The organism is uncultured Erythrobacter sp., assembly GCF_947499705.1.
In the GTDB taxonomy this organism is placed as follows: Bacteria; Pseudomonadota; Alphaproteobacteria; order Sphingomonadales; family Sphingomonadaceae; genus Erythrobacter.
Genome location: NZ_CANMPJ010000001.1, coordinates 1,482,667 through 1,496,180, shown reverse-complemented (window position 1 = coordinate 1,496,180; position 13,514 = coordinate 1,482,667). Strand labels below are relative to the sequence as shown.

Below are 13,514 nucleotides of genomic sequence, written 5' to 3'. Positions count from 1 at the left end.
CTGGGGCGGGGCCTGAACCCCGCTGCCCTGACCGTTAGATTGCCGTGCGAACCACGCCAAGGTGGCTGTAGCGCTGCAGGATGTTGTCATGCACGATCGGGCTCAGCAAATCGCTGAACTCGCATCCTACGATGCAATTTTCCCACCACACAACCTCGGCCTCGCACGGTTCGAGATCGGGGAGCGATAGCCAGCACACCTGTCCTTCGAGCATGCGCTTGGTAGATGCGGCAGAGAAGCCCGAGATCGAAAGTTCATGCACCACGCTTTTGACGTCACCACCGCCCGATGCCCGAAGCGTTGCCGGGATCGAGAGCTTGGTGCGTGGGTTGTCCCTAGCCATCAGCGTCAGATCGCCGTGCGGATCACGCCATTGTTGTTATAGCGTTGCAGGATGTTGTCATGCACGATCGGGCTCAGCAATTCGCTGAACGCGCACCCGACAATGCAATTGTCCCACCAAACCACTTCGGCCTGAAGCGATTCAAGACCGGGCAGCGATAGCCAGCAAACCTGGCCTTCGTGCATACGGTTGATCGATGCTGCGGAAAATCCGGAGATCGACAGGTCGTGTACGACGCTTTGGAATGCGCGCCCGCCTGATGCCCGCAAGGTAGCGGGGATCGATAGCTTGGTGCGCGGTCCACAGCGATCTTCCTGCGACGCGACTTGATAAACGTCCTTTTTCGTCGGCATTGTAGGAATCCTTGTCCAATCAGCTTTTGGTCTCTTGGCCGTTTGGTTGCCCGCACGATTGATCGCGCGAGGTTTCCCTCTGATTGAGGAACAAGGTTAATTGTGGAGTAGGGACGTTTTTTGGTCGCTTGTGCGGCTCAGTCTATCCGTTCGCGGTGACCGGTTTCGAAATCGTCCGTCAGAAGCTGCACGATACGTTCTGCCACCTTTTCAGGGGCTTTGACTGATTGCGGGTCTTCGCCAGGATAGGCGCGCTCGCGCATTTCGGTGCGGGTCGCGCCCGGATCGATGATCGCTACGCGCAACGGACTAAGCTTCTCGACTTCGGCGCCGTAGGTTTCGAGCAGATTGTCGAATGCAGCCTTGGTCGAGCCGTAAGCACCCCAAAACGCGCGAGGGCTGGCACCGACGCTGCTGGTGAGACCGATGAGACGACCGGCTTCTGCGCGCCGCAGCAGCGGGTCAAAGCCTGCGAGCAGCGCTTGCGTTGCCACCACATTGGTCAGCAGGGCCTTGTTGAACTGCTTGGGATCGACCTGTGAAATCGGTGTCAATTCCGGCAAATAGGCCGCTGAAATACAGAGAATATCGAGCGTTTCCCAGCGTCCGGCAATCGCTCCCGCAAGCCGTGAAACTGCGTCAGCCTCTGTCAGGTCAAGCGGCGCGATGGTCGAGGTTCCGCCAGCCGCGTGGATGGCGTCCTCGATCACTTCCAGCGCCTTCACCTTGCGGGCGACAAGGATGACATGAGCTCCTGCTTCGGCGAGAGCCTTTGCAGTGGCGGCGCCAATGCCGCGGCTTGCGCCGGTGACAAGCGCGGTGCGCCCTTCGAGCGGTTTCGTATCGGTCATGTTGGTTTCTCAGGCTGCCTTGGGGTCGGCAAAGGGAAGCTGGGCGGCTTTCTGCTCGCTCAATGCCAGATCGGTGAGCGAGGTCGGATAGTCGCCGGTAAAGCAGGCATCGCAGAATTGCGGGCAGCTGTTGTTGCGTCCCTTTGCACCGACCGCGCGGTAAAGGCCGTCGATCGAAATGAAAGCGAGGCTATCGGCCTTGATGTATTCACGCATCGGCTCGAGATCCATTTGCGCCGCGAGCAGCTTGGAACGCTCAGGCGTGTCGACGCCGTAGAAACAACTATGTGCTGTCGGCGGGCTGGCCACGCGGAAATGCACCTCACTCGCGCCTGCCTCGCGCATCATCTCGACAATTTTCGAGCTGGTGGTGCCGCGCACAATGGAATCGTCGATGAGCACAATCCGTTTGCCCGCGACGAGACCGCGATTGGCGTTGTGCTTGCGCTTGACGCCCGAATGGCGCGCGCTGTCGGATGGCTGGATAAACGTGCGCCCGACATAGTGCGACCGGATGATCCCGAGTTCGAATGGCAGGCCAGACTGCTGGGCGTAACCGATGGCAGCCGGTACACCGCTGTCGGGCACTGGTACGATCAAGTCGGCATCGCAGGGCGATTCGGTCGCAAGTTCTGCGCCAATGGCCTTGCGGGCTTCATAGACGCTTTGCCCAGCGAAGAAGCTGTCCGGCCTGCTGAAATAGACATGTTCGAAGATGCAGGGGCGCGGTTTGGCTTGGCCAAATGGGTGGACGCTTTTGATTTCGCCGGAGAAATCGACCTGCAGCATTTCGCCCGGCTCGACTTCGCGGATCAACTCGGCTCCGACGACGTCGAAGGCTACGCTTTCGCTGGCGAACAGGACCGCATCACCCAATTTGCCCATCACCAATGGACGAATACCAAGCGGGTCGCGGCACGCGATCATGCCTTCGGGCGTCATCACGATAAGTGCATAGGCGCCTTCAACAAGCCGCAGCGCATCGACAAGGCGATCGGCGATGGTCGGATAGCGCGAAGTCGCGACCAAGTGGATGATCACCTCGGTGTCGGATGTCGACTGAAAGATCGATCCCTTGCCGACCAAGTCGGAACGCAGCATCTGCGCGTTGGAAATATTGCCGTTATGCGCGACCGCGAATCCGCCGCTCGCTAGCTCGGCGTAAAGCGGTTGGACGTTGCGAAGTCCGGCGCCGCCGGTCGTGGAATAGCGGACATGGCCCGCCGCCATCGATCCGGGCAATTCGGCAATCGCTTCTGATGAGGAGAAGTTTTCCGCCACATGGCCGAGGCCACGTCGTGAGAAGAACTCGCTGCCATCGAAGCTGGTGATGCCCACGGCTTCCTGTCCGCGGTGCTGAAGTGCATGCAACCCGAGCGCGGTGGCGGCAGAGGCGTCGGCCGCGTTGATCGCACCGAACACGCCGCATTCCTCGCGCAGTTTGTCACCATCGATGTCGAGAAACGGATGAGTCAGGTTCTCTGGCGGTGAAAATGAAGCTGTTTTAGCCATCGCCGTGTTGACCCGCTGCGCTGTCTGATCGGTGCGCGCTCAATGACCGTGTTACGGATCAATTACAAGTGCGGAAGCCCGCCACCTGTCGCCTTTTTCTCCGCTCGGTTGCAACACGTTACGCACAGCCCGGCACAAGCTTCGGATTGCGGGGGAGAAACCGTCCGCCTACAGCCGAGGTTCAGTCTCAGGTAGCCAAGCACACCGTCACCATCATGCTCACTCCCTTCGAAAGAATGATCGCCAAGCGCTACCTTTGGCCGGGCAAAGGCGAGGCGTTTATCGCGCTGGTCGCCGGCATCTCGGTTGGTGTGGTGATGCTGAGCGTCGCGATGCTGGTGGTCGTGATGAGCGTGATGAACGGCTTTCGCGGTGAGATGCTGGACAAGTTCGCCGGACTGAACGGTCACGCGGTGATCCAGGCCTATGGCGGCAAGCTCGACAATTGGGAAAGCGTGCTGGAGCAAGTGCAAGGCACTGAGGGTGTGCAGGAAGCATCGCCTTTGATCGAGCAACCGCTGCTGACGAGCTTCAATGGCCGCGTTGTAGCGATCTTTGTGCGCGGGAACACACAGCAGGATATCGGTGAGCTTCAGGACAAATTGCTGTTCGGTGATCTGTCACGCTTGCAAGCTGGCGAACGCAAAGTCGCCATTGGAGCGAGGTTGGCTGCGAATATCGGTGCGCGGGTGGGCGACACGATCACGATCATCAACCCGCAAGGCCGCACGACACCATTTGGGACATCCATCCGACAGGTCGCTTATGAAGTCGCAGCGATCTTCGAGATTGGGCTCTACGATTTCGACGAGACATTCGTGATCATGCCGATGGAGGACGCCCAGACTTTGCTGCTGCTGGGCGACACTGTTGGGCTGATTGAGATTAAGGTCGATGACCCGGACAATGTGGGCGAGATACTTGCCCCCGTAGAAGATACGCTGGTCGGGCGCGCGCAAATCGCGGATTGGAAGACCATCAATTCGACCTTGTTTGAAGCGCTTGAAGTCGAACGCGTCGCGATGTTCTTTGTGCTCAGTTTCATGGTGCTGGTCGCGACTTTTAATATTCTTTCGAGCTTGGTCATGCTGGTGCGTGCAAAAACCCGCGACATTGCGATCATGCGAACAATGGGTGCGACGCGGAAAAGCCTGGTGAAGATATTCGTTACGACCGGGACAACAGTGGGTGCGATTGGCACCATCAGCGGCTTGGTCTTCGGCTTCATCGTGCTCTATTTTCGCAATCCGATTGTTGACGGGATTGCTTGGGCGACTGGTGTGCAGATCTGGGATCCTGAGGTTCGCTTCCTCACATCGCTCCCGGCTCGCGTCGATCCATGGGAGATCATTGGCATCGCCGCGCTCGCGCTCGGCCTGAGCTTCCTCGCGACGCTCTACCCCGCACTGAAAGCGGCGAGCACCGATCCGGTGCAGGTGCTGCGCTATGAGTGAGACTGCTCCCATCGTAGCGCTGCGCGGGCTGACACGCAGCTTTGAGCAAGGCGGTGAGACGATCGAAGTCTTGCGCGGTGTCGATCTCGATATTCAACCGGGCGAAATCGTTGCTCTGTTGGGGCCTTCCGGTTCGGGCAAATCGACAATGCTGCAGGCCGTCGGCTTGCTCGAAGGCGGCTTCGATGGTTCGATCGCAATTGCGGGAGAAGCGGCGGCGTCGCTTCCGGCGGACCAACGCACACGGTTGCGGCGCGAGCATCTCGGTTTCGTCTATCAGTTCCACCATCTGCTGCCAGATTTCGATGCGACAGAGAATGTGGTGATGCCGCAGATGATTGCGGGAACGCCGCGAGATGCGGCGCTGGAACGGGCGCAGGGCCTGCTTTCGAGCCTCGGCTTGGGCCATCGTCTCACACACCGACCGAGCCAACTTTCCGGCGGTGAACAACAGCGTGTTGCCGTAGCGCGGGCGCTGGCCAACCGTCCGACGCTGGTTCTGGCAGATGAGCCAACCGGGAATCTGGACGAACACACTTCCGACGCCGTGCTCGGGCAGTTTCTTGAACTGGTGCGCGGTGAGGGCAGCGCAGCATTGGTCGCGACGCACAACGAGAGACTTGCGAGCCGGATGGACCGCGTGGTGCGTTTGCATGACGGGGTGCTTGAGTAGCGACTTTGCCGAGGGCAGTCTGCGTTTGGCAGATCAACCCGTTTCGCCATTGAGTATCTAGGGTAAACCGTCTCTCAAATTGGGGGAGGGAACCATGCTCACATTCACACCCGCGTTTCTGCTGCTGCAAGCTGTCAGCGCTCAGCCCGATCAACCGCCACCTGCACCTCCATATCCACCGCCTTCTGCTTGCGCGACCGAAGCGCATGGTGCGTTCGATTTTTGGGTCGGTGAGTGGGAGGTATTCCCCAACGGCTCGGATAAGAAAGCGGCGAACAGCACCATCGAGCGCGTCTCGACTGGCTGTGTGATCCGTGAGCATTGGAAGCCGCTTTCGGGGCGCGACGGGACCAGCATGTCGTTCGTCAATCCAGCAAATGGCCGCTGGGAGCAATTGTGGGTCGGTGCCGATGGCAAGCGGGTCGAATTCGCTGGCGGGACAGTCGATGACAAAATGGTGCTGACCGGTTTCTGGCCGGGCGCGGGAGCGAATGGTGAAGACGTCATGGTTCGTATGACTTATTCGGTGCAGGATGACGGCAGCGTAAGGCAATTCGGCGAAGGCTCGACCGATCAGGGTCTTTCGTGGCAAACGAGTTTCGATCTGATCTATCGCCCCAAGGGCGCGACCGAGTCGAAGGACGCCGAATGACCACCATTGCCGATTTCACCGTCACCACAAATCGCGGCGAAGAGCTCGATCTTGCCGAGAAGAAGGGCAAGGTCTTGCTCGTGGTGAATACCGCCAGCAAATGCGGGTTCACCCCGCAATATGACGGGCTGGAGAAGCTGTTTCAGCAGTTCAAGGAGAAAGATTTCGAAGTCCTTGGCTTTCCCTGCAATCAATTCGGCGCGCAGGAGCCGGGCAACGCGGACGAAATTCAGGAATTCTGCAAGGTCAATTTCGGCGTCACCTTCCCGCTGATGGAGAAGGTAGATGTGAACGGCCCCGACGCGTCACCGCTTTATGACTGGATGAAGGGTGAGGCGAAGGGCCTGATGGGCTCGACATCGGTCAAATGGAACTTCACGAAGTTCCTGATCGATCGCGAAGGCAATGTCGTGAAGCGCTACGCTCCCCAGGACACGCCAGAGCGGATCGCCAAGGATATCGAAAAGCTGCTCTGACCCGGTAGCTATCTCGCCAAAGTCACTTCCAATGCCAGCGTAGCGGCTTGGTGGCTTCGCGTAGCAGCTTGCCTTTGGCCTCAAGGTCGAGCTGCACCGTCTTTGCCCACCATCCGCAGGTATTTCCGCCTGGAAACAGGTCCTCGCTTAGATGCGGTTTGACTGCCTCGCGGGTCTGATCCTGCGTTAGACCGGGTGACGCACTTGGCAGGGCCTTCTCGAACGCTTGCAGCATGTCGGCATATTTCGCCGCGTTCACCCGCGACTTACGGCCCGGCGTGTTGACGTTTTCAACCTCGATCATGTCGGCCATGCGCCGGATCTCCGATCAGTCCTCGTTAGGCACTTCGATGGTCATTTCCTCGCCATCGACATTGATCGTGGCGGTTGTTGTGTCGCCGTCTTCATCCACCTCAATCGAGCCGTACTCGCCAAGGTCGATCGTCGTGCCATCAATCGTGCCGTCGCCTGATCCGATGCCTGCCATCGGTCCAGGCCCAGTGAGTGCCGCAGCGATCATGCCGATCACGAAGTTTGCCAGTACGGCCACGATCACAGTGATCACGGTGTAAACAATCGCGTTCTTCGCGGGAACCTCCATCATGACTGGAGCGCCCTTGTAGAACAGATACAGGCTGTACAACGCTGCGAGGCCGAGAATGCCGAGCGCCGGGATGAGCCCGACAATGCCGACGATCCATGCCGCCGTCATCGAATAGGCTGCGAGACGGAATGCGCTGGCGTAGTCATCCTTGCCCTCAAACTTGGGACTCAGAAAATTGGCAACCCACGCGATCAGCCAGATGCTGGCAAGCGTGAGAACGTAGCTTGTGATGGCCTGCGATAGACCGCCCATCAGAGATGGCTTCCAGCTGATGCCGAACAACCCATAGCCGAAAACCTGACCGCCGATGAATGACGCGACCGGACCAATCGCAGCCAGAGGCACAACATAGCGCAGGAAGACCTGCATAGGCTCGTCGGTTTCCTTGGCGATGACCGGCCAAGTCTCTGCCGGTTTCAGCGTGATTGCCTTGGCGCGGTTCATCAGGCCCTCAGCCCGCTGCTGGAGTTCATTGTTGTCGGTCATATCGGATCCCCCTCGATAGTTCTCATATATCGCGCAAAGATGGTCGCTAAATGTCAGCGGCGTCAAATCTCGTTTTCCCCAGCGTCGCAGACCGAGCTGTTGGAAAACATGCGCGGCCAAAGCATATTGGTGCGATGCGATTTGCTCCGTTTGTCCCACTGCGCGTTCTTTCGTCCTATTCGATGCTGGAAAGCATGGCCGACCCGAAGGCGATTGCGAAGCTCGCCAAGGAGCGCGGTTTCCCGGCTATCGCGATTTGTGACCGCAACGGCCTGTACGGCGCGGTGATGTTTGCGGGGGCGTGCAAGAGCGAAGGCATTCAGCCGATCATCGGCACCTTGCTCGGTGTGGCGCGCGACGAAGAAGGCAAACAGGTCGATTACCTGCCGCTCTACGCACAGGACGAAGATGGCTACGACAACCTCTGCCACCTTGTTTCGAAAGCGCATTTGGACCGGCCGCTGGAGTTTGAACCGCATGTGCGATTGGACGATCTGGAAGGCCGAACTGGCGGATTGATCGCCTTGACCGGTGCAGGCGAGGGCGCGCTGACCCGGTTGCTTGCCGAAGGCCAGACGCCGGCAGCTGAGGCTCTGCTGGACCGGCTGCAATCGCTGTTTCCCGACCGACTCTACATCGAACTTGCACGGGGCGGCGATGCCGCATGCGAGCGCGCGGAAGATGCACTGATCGACCTGGCGTATGCGCGCGACCTACCGCTGGTCGCGAGCAATCCGGCGAGCTTCGCTGACCCTCATATGCACAAGGCGCACGACGCCATGCTGTGCATCGCCAACTCGACCTATGTCGAGAATGAAGACCGCCCGCGCTCGAATGCGGAGAGCTTCGTCAAATCATCTCCGATGATGGAAGAGCTGTTCGACGACATCCCTGAGGCGACCGCAAACACCCTCGTGATTGCTCAAAGATGCGCCTACGCGCCGCCTTATCGCGATCCGATCCTGCCGAGCCTTGCGGGCGATCTCGAAGGTGAGGCCAAGATGCTCGCTGACGAGTCGAAAGCCGGTCTGGAGGCGCGGCTCGAGCCTTATGGCGAGATGAGCGAGGAAGAGCGCAAGACCTATTACGACCGGCTCGATTACGAGATCGGCATCATCGTCAATATGGGTTTCCCCGGCTACTTCCTGATCGTTGCCGATTTCATCAAATGGGCCAAGGATCAGGGCATTCCTGTGGGTCCGGGGCGCGGTTCAGGGGCCGGATCGATTGTCGCCTGGGCGCTGACGATCACCGACCTCGATCCGATCAAGCTGGGCCTGCTGTTCGAACGTTTCCTCAACCCGGAACGTGTGTCGATGCCCGACTTCGATATCGATTTCTGCGAAACCCGGCGCGGCGAAGTGATCCGCTATGTGCAGCAGAAATACGGCGAGGACCACGTCGCGCAGATCATCACATTCGGTAAGCTGAAGGCCCGCGCGGTGCTCCGCGACTGCGGTCGGATCCTTCAGATGAGCTATGGTCAGGTGGACCGGCTGTGCAAGATGGTGCCCAACCACCCGACCGACCCGTGGACTCTGCCGCGCGCGCTTAATGGTGCAGCGGATTTCAAGCGTGAATACACCAACGATAACGAGGTGAAGCGGCTCGTCGATCTGGCGATGCAGCTGGAGGGCTTGCCGCGTAATTCATCGACCCATGCCGCCGGTGTGGTGATCGGCGACAGGCCATTGGCGCAATTGGTGCCACTGTATCGCGATCCGCGCTCGGACATGCCGGTGACGCAGTTCGACATGAAGCACGTCGAAAGCTCCGGCCTGGTCAAGTTCGACTTTCTCGGGCTGAAAACGCTGTCGGTGCTGCGCAAGGCAGTCGATCTGCTGGAACTGCGCGGGATCGCCATCGATCTTGGCGAGCTGCCCCTGGATGACACTGCCGTCTACGACCTTATGCAGGATGGTAACACGGTCGGCGTGTTCCAGCTTGAATCTGAAGGGATGCGGCGCACGCTGAAAGCGGTGAAGCCCAGCAATTTCGGCGACATTATCGCGCTCGTCTCCCTCTACCGTCCCGGCCCGATGGACAACATTCCGCTGTTCGGACAGCGCAAGGCGGGCGAAGTCGCAATCGAATACCCGCATCCCAAGCTCGAAGGCATCCTCGCCGAGACCTACGGCATCTTCGTCTATCAGGAGCAGGTGATGCAGGCCGCGCAGATCCTTGCCGGATACTCGCTCGGCGATGCCGACCTGCTGCGCCGCGCGATGGGCAAAAAGGTCCAGGCGGAGATGGACAAGCAGCGCAGCGTATTCGTTGCGGGGTGCAAGGAAGTCTCCGATATCGAGGCGAAACAGGCCAACGAATTGTTCGACTTGATCGACAAGTTCGCAGGCTACGGTTTCAACAAATCGCACGCCGCCGCCTATGCATTGCTCGCGTACCAGACCGCATGGCTGAAGGCGCATTACCCCGAAGAATTTTATGCGGCATCGATGTGTTTCGACCTGCACCAATCGGAGAAGCTCAACATCTTCGTCGACGATGCGCGGCGCTATCCGGTTGAGGGCGGGGTCGAAGTGCTCGCGCCGGACATCAACACCTCGGAAGCGCGGTTCACCGTCCAACAGACCGATGATGGATATGGAGTCCGCTACGCACTCGCTGGCATCCGCAATGTCGGCGAAAAGGCAATGGAATCCATCGTGGCCGAGCGCGAGGCCCATGGCCCGTTCGAAAGTCTCAAGGACTTCTTCGAACGACTGCCGCAAGGGTCCATGAACCGGCGTCAGCTTGAGGGGTTGGCCTGCGCAGGCGCGCTCGATGGGCTCGAACCAAACCGGGCGCTGATCTTTGAGAACGCCGACATGCTGCTCGCTGTAGCCGATGCAGCGATCCGCGAGCGCTCCAGCGGGCAGGGCGGCTTGTTCGGCGGTGAGAATGCCGCGCCGGAGGAACTGCGTCTCACACCGACTGAGGAATGGTCGCGTGCGGATCGGATGGCGAAAGAGCGCGAGAATTTCGGGTTCTATTTCTCGGCCCATCCGGTGCAGCAATATCGCGACGTCGCCTCGGCGCAGGGCGCGCGGACCTATCAGAGCCTGATGGAAGCGGGAGCGCCAGTCGGAGGCCGCAGTACGGCAGCCGTCGCTGCGATGGTCGAAGGCGTGAATAAGGGGCGCACCAAGCGCGGCGCAGAGTTTATCCGGGCGGATTTCTCTGACAGTTCAGGGCAATTTTCGGCGGCGTGTTTCGAGGAATCGCTGGTGCCGGAATTCGAACGATGGGCTGCAGAGGGCGCTTGCCTGCTGCTCAGTGTGGAACTGGATTCGCCCAATCCCGGCGAACCCCCGCGATTGACCGTGCGCGGCGCGAAGCCGCTGGAATCTATCAGCGGACGGATGCCGATGCTGCTACGGGCAGACATTCTCAGTCGCGAAGCGTTCAACGATCTCAAGCTCGAATTGGCGACTGGTTCGGAAGCGCCGGGAGAAGTGATCTTGCGGCTTGCGCTAAGCGATGGCGGAGAGGCTTCGATGCGGCTTGGTCAGAACTTTGTGCTCGATGGCCAGCTTGCCGAGCGGCTAGCAGCGATCGAGGGTATCGAGAATGTCGAACTGGCGCCGCTGCGTTCCAGAGCCAATTTGAAGCTGGTCGCTTAGCTCGGATCGCCTGCCTCTGCGGTCGGCCTGCGTTCGAATACATTCGTATAGCGCGCAACCAAGACCAGCACGGTCGGGACCAGCATCGTATTCCACAGATCGGTCCAATGATAATCGAGCCGGACCGTGTAGCCCATCGACAAGGTGTGCCGCAGATCCAGCACTTCGCCGAGCACCGCCACGGCCAGCACCACCAGCCACGGTTTCCAGCTTGATGCAGGCCAGCGGACCAGACGGCACACGACCAGAAACACGATAAGCGCCACATAGACATGCAGCGCATCCTTCGCGAGCCCGACATGTTCGACGATCAGTGTCTTGAGTTCCTGAAACATCCCGGTCCCGCTCGTTCTTTCTGCAATTGCCAAGCCCTTAAACCGTCGGCATGAATGCTGGCAAAATCAAATTGGGAGAGAACCAAAAATGCTCGGAGCAATGCAAGACTGGACCATGCGGATCACCAGTGTGATCGATCATGCGGCGCGCGAGGCGGGCAGCCGTGAGATCGTGACCCATTGGGCCGACGGCAGCGAGACTCGCACCGATTGGTCTGGCATTCGCCGAGATGCGCTGAAGATGGCGCAGGCGCTGCAGGCGCTTGGCATCAACAAGGGTGATCGTGTTGCCAGTCTGGCGATGAACCACTCGCGCCATCTGGTCAGCTGGTATGGTGTCGCGGGGATGGGCGGGGTACTCCACACAGTGAACCCGCGCCTGTTCGAAGATCAGCTCGAATATATCGTCACCCACGCCGAAGACCGCGTGCTGCTTTACGATGCCGCCTTCCAGCCCATCGTGGACAAGATGAAAGACCGCTGGCCAACGGTGGAGCATTACATCTGCTACGATTCCGGCGAACACAGCCCGACATTCGAAGACTGGATCGGCGCGCAGGATGGCGAGTTTGAGTGGGTCACCGGCGCCGAAACGGACCCGTGCATGATCTGCTATACCAGCGGGACCACGGGCAATCCCAAGGGTGTGCAATACGAGCACCGCTCAACGATGCTGCACGCGATTTCGGGCTTGCAACCGGCGGCGTTCAACTTCTCCAGTTCCTCGGTGATGCTGCCCGTCGTGCCAATGTTCCACGCTGCCAGCTGGGGCCTGCCCTATGCGGGTGCGATGGCAGGGATCAAATTCGTGTTCTCGGCGGTCAACGACCCGGCCGTGCTGCATGAAATGATGCTGCGCGAAAAGGTGACTGACAGCGCCGGTGTGCCGACCGTATGGCTCGCGCATTTCCAGTATTGCGACGCAAACAAACTCGACCTGCCGCCTCTGAAAGCCGCGACCATTGGCGGATCGGCCTGCCCGCGCTTCATGATCGAGCGGCTGATGAAGAACGGCACCCGCGTGCAGCACGCCTGGGGCATGACCGAAACGTCGCCCATCGGCACGGTCGGCGGCCCGACCTGGAACTGGGACGAGCTTTCGTTCGAGGAAAAGGTCGATGTTACCGCGATGCAGGGGCGTCCGGTGTTCGGCGTCGAACTGCGGACCGTCGATCTCGACGACAACACGACCGAACTGCCACGTGATGGTAAGTCTAGCGGCGCACTGCAAATTCGCGGTCCGTGGATTATCAAGCGTTACTTCAAGGCGGAGGAAGACGCAGCCAGCCCCGAAGGCTGGTTCGACACCGGCGATGTCGGGATCATCCACCCGGACGGTACGCTGCAACTCACTGACCGCACCAAGGATGTGATCAAATCGGGCGGTGAGTGGATTAGTTCGGTCGAGCTTGAAAACGCCGCTGTAGGCCATCCTGCCGTCGCCGAAGCAGCGTGCGTGGGGATGTATCACCCGAAATGGGACGAACGCCCGGTGCTGTTCGTGGTCAAGAAAGAAGGCGCGGATTGCACCGGCGAGGATATCGTCGAGCATCTCAAACCCCTCATCGCGAAATGGTGGCTGCCCGACGCGGTCGAATTCGTCGATGACATCCCGCACACCGCAACCGGCAAGATCAGCAAGAAAGACCTGCGCGACCGCTTCGCCGACTACAAGCTGGAGGCCTGACGATGGCTCGCTCTTACATTGACCCGTCGCCGGCCAACTTTCAGGCGTTCAAGGATCTGCCGCGCGATGAGCCGATCCACATGCTCAATCTGCTGCGTTACCGGGATTTGGCTGAATATCCCGAGGGACACGAGCATCACGGCAATGGCTGGAGCGGTCGGCGTGCCTATGAGGAATACGGCAAGACATCAGGCCCGATCTTCAAACGCGTCGGCGGTGAGATCGTTTGGCGCGGTGCATTCCAGACGATGGTCACCGGTCCGGAGCCGGACGACAAGGTCTGGCACGACGGCTTCGTCGCGCAATACCCGAATTCGGGTGCGTTCTTCGAAATGATCAAAGATCCGGATTACCAGCTGGCGGTAGTGAACCGCACGGCGGCGCTGGTGGACAGCCGGCTGATGCGGTTTGCGCCGGGTGAGGTTGGCGGGGGTTTCGGGTGAGTCGGCTGAGAGCTCAGCAATACTG

The 13,514-nt window shown here is 59.7% G+C and carries 14 protein-coding genes; 7 read left to right on the top strand and 7 right to left on the bottom strand.

Annotated features, from left to right (window positions below; translation table 11 throughout):
* Window positions 1-34: 34 nt before the first annotated feature.
* The 4 genes from Q0837_RS07020 to purF all read right to left on the bottom strand — a co-directional run bounded on the left by Q0837_RS07020 (window position 35) and on the right by purF (window position 3,059).
* On the bottom strand, window positions 35-343 hold the full coding sequence (locus Q0837_RS07020; RefSeq protein ID WP_298466823.1) for a PilZ domain-containing protein: 309 nt from the start codon (window positions 341-343) through the stop codon (window positions 35-37).
* A 5-nt stretch (window positions 344-348) separates the two neighbouring features.
* Complete coding sequence (locus Q0837_RS07015; RefSeq protein WP_298466821.1) at window positions 349-696, bottom strand: PilZ domain-containing protein; 348 nt, start codon at window positions 694-696, stop codon at window positions 349-351.
* 137 nt (window positions 697-833) lie between these two features.
* A complete protein-coding gene (locus Q0837_RS07010) occupies window positions 834-1,547 on the bottom strand; it encodes an SDR family NAD(P)-dependent oxidoreductase (RefSeq protein WP_298466820.1) in 714 nt (237 codons plus the stop codon).
* Window positions 1,548-1,556: 9 nt separating this feature from the next.
* Window positions 1,557-3,059 (bottom strand): amidophosphoribosyltransferase, encoded by a 1,503-nt coding sequence (gene purF / locus Q0837_RS07005; protein ID WP_298466819.1) that lies wholly within the window; start codon window positions 3,057-3,059, stop codon window positions 1,557-1,559.
* Between the two features lie 212 nt (window positions 3,060-3,271).
* Here purF and Q0837_RS07000 point away from each other — a divergent pair, with 212 nt between their 5' ends.
* The 4 genes from Q0837_RS07000 (at window position 3,272) to Q0837_RS06985 (ending at window position 6,314) form a co-directional block, all read left to right on the top strand.
* On the top strand, window positions 3,272-4,513 hold the full coding sequence (locus Q0837_RS07000) for a lipoprotein-releasing ABC transporter permease subunit (protein WP_298469830.1): 1,242 nt from the start codon (window positions 3,272-3,274) through the stop codon (window positions 4,511-4,513).
* Complete coding sequence (locus Q0837_RS06995; protein ID WP_298466818.1) at window positions 4,506-5,186, top strand: ABC transporter ATP-binding protein; 681 nt, start codon at window positions 4,506-4,508, stop codon at window positions 5,184-5,186. The genes Q0837_RS07000 and Q0837_RS06995 overlap by 8 nt, the downstream gene beginning before the upstream one ends.
* Window positions 5,187-5,280: 94 nt before the next feature.
* Window positions 5,281-5,838 carry a hypothetical protein gene (locus Q0837_RS06990; RefSeq protein ID WP_298466817.1) on the top strand — a complete coding sequence of 186 codons (558 nt, stop codon included), beginning with the start codon at window positions 5,281-5,283 and terminating at the stop codon, window positions 5,836-5,838.
* Window positions 5,835-6,314: a glutathione peroxidase gene (locus Q0837_RS06985; RefSeq protein ID WP_298466816.1), complete on the top strand. Its 480-nt coding sequence runs from the start codon at window positions 5,835-5,837 to the stop codon at window positions 6,312-6,314. The genes Q0837_RS06990 and Q0837_RS06985 overlap by 4 nt, the downstream gene beginning before the upstream one ends.
* 22 nt (window positions 6,315-6,336) lie before the next feature.
* Here the strand turns inward: Q0837_RS06985 and Q0837_RS06980 are convergent, their stop codons facing one another.
* Together Q0837_RS06980 and Q0837_RS06975 are read right to left on the bottom strand one after the other, a co-directional pair.
* The gene (locus tag Q0837_RS06980; RefSeq protein ID WP_298466815.1) at window positions 6,337-6,627 is read right to left on the bottom strand and encodes a hypothetical protein; all 291 of its coding nucleotides are present in this window, start codon (window positions 6,625-6,627) and stop codon (window positions 6,337-6,339) included.
* 15 nt (window positions 6,628-6,642) lie between these two features.
* Window positions 6,643-7,404 carry a YIP1 family protein gene (locus Q0837_RS06975; protein ID WP_298466814.1) on the bottom strand — a complete coding sequence of 254 codons (762 nt, stop codon included), beginning with the start codon at window positions 7,402-7,404 and terminating at the stop codon, window positions 6,643-6,645.
* 134 nt (window positions 7,405-7,538) lie between these two features.
* Between Q0837_RS06975 and dnaE the strand changes: the two genes are divergently transcribed.
* Window positions 7,539-11,024 (top strand): DNA polymerase III subunit alpha, encoded by a 3,486-nt coding sequence (gene dnaE / locus Q0837_RS06970; protein ID WP_298466813.1) that lies wholly within the window; start codon window positions 7,539-7,541, stop codon window positions 11,022-11,024.
* Here the strand turns inward: dnaE and Q0837_RS06965 are convergent.
* The gene (locus Q0837_RS06965) at window positions 11,021-11,359 is read right to left on the bottom strand and encodes a hypothetical protein (RefSeq protein ID WP_298466812.1); all 339 of its coding nucleotides are present in this window, start codon (window positions 11,357-11,359) and stop codon (window positions 11,021-11,023) included. The genes dnaE and Q0837_RS06965 overlap by 4 nt on opposite strands.
* Before the next feature lie 88 nt (window positions 11,360-11,447).
* On the opposite strand from Q0837_RS06965, the gene Q0837_RS06960 reads away from it, so the two are divergent.
* Window positions 11,448-13,046, top strand: a complete 1,599-nt coding sequence (locus Q0837_RS06960) for a long-chain fatty acid--CoA ligase (RefSeq protein WP_298466811.1) — start codon at window positions 11,448-11,450, stop codon at window positions 13,044-13,046.
* Between the two features lie 2 nt (window positions 13,047-13,048).
* Window positions 13,049-13,489 (top strand): DUF1330 domain-containing protein, encoded by a 441-nt coding sequence (locus Q0837_RS06955; RefSeq protein WP_298466810.1) that lies wholly within the window; start codon window positions 13,049-13,051, stop codon window positions 13,487-13,489.
* Window positions 13,490-13,514: the final 25 nt, after the last annotated feature.

Excerpts from the sequence above, each read along its gene's own strand:
- dnaE (WP_298466813.1), top strand. The coding sequence starts at position 7,539 with ATGCGATTTGCTCCGTTTGTCCCACTGCGCGTTCTTTCGTCCTATTCG.
- Q0837_RS06985 (WP_298466816.1), top strand. The coding sequence starts at position 5,835 with ATGACCACCATTGCCGATTTCACCGTCACCACAAATCGCGGCGAAGAG.
- purF (WP_298466819.1), bottom strand. The coding sequence starts at position 3,059 with ATGGCTAAAACAGCTTCATTTTCACCGCCAGAGAACCTGACTCATCCG.
- Q0837_RS06995 (WP_298466818.1), top strand. The coding sequence starts at position 4,506 with ATGAGTGAGACTGCTCCCATCGTAGCGCTGCGCGGGCTGACACGCAGC.
- Q0837_RS06980 (WP_298466815.1), bottom strand. The coding sequence starts at position 6,627 with ATGGCCGACATGATCGAGGTTGAAAACGTCAACACGCCGGGCCGTAAG.
- Q0837_RS07020 (WP_298466823.1), bottom strand. The coding sequence starts at position 343 with ATGGCTAGGGACAACCCACGCACCAAGCTCTCGATCCCGGCAACGCTT.
- Q0837_RS06965 (WP_298466812.1), bottom strand. The coding sequence starts at position 11,359 with ATGTTTCAGGAACTCAAGACACTGATCGTCGAACATGTCGGGCTCGCG.
- Q0837_RS07010 (WP_298466820.1), bottom strand. The coding sequence starts at position 1,547 with ATGACCGATACGAAACCGCTCGAAGGGCGCACCGCGCTTGTCACCGGC.
- Q0837_RS06975 (WP_298466814.1), bottom strand. The coding sequence starts at position 7,404 with ATGACCGACAACAATGAACTCCAGCAGCGGGCTGAGGGCCTGATGAAC.
- Q0837_RS07015 (WP_298466821.1), bottom strand. The coding sequence starts at position 696 with ATGCCGACGAAAAAGGACGTTTATCAAGTCGCGTCGCAGGAAGATCGC.
- Q0837_RS06960 (WP_298466811.1), top strand. The coding sequence starts at position 11,448 with ATGCTCGGAGCAATGCAAGACTGGACCATGCGGATCACCAGTGTGATC.
- Q0837_RS06990 (WP_298466817.1), top strand. The coding sequence starts at position 5,281 with ATGCTCACATTCACACCCGCGTTTCTGCTGCTGCAAGCTGTCAGCGCT.
- Q0837_RS06955 (WP_298466810.1), top strand. The coding sequence starts at position 13,049 with ATGGCTCGCTCTTACATTGACCCGTCGCCGGCCAACTTTCAGGCGTTC.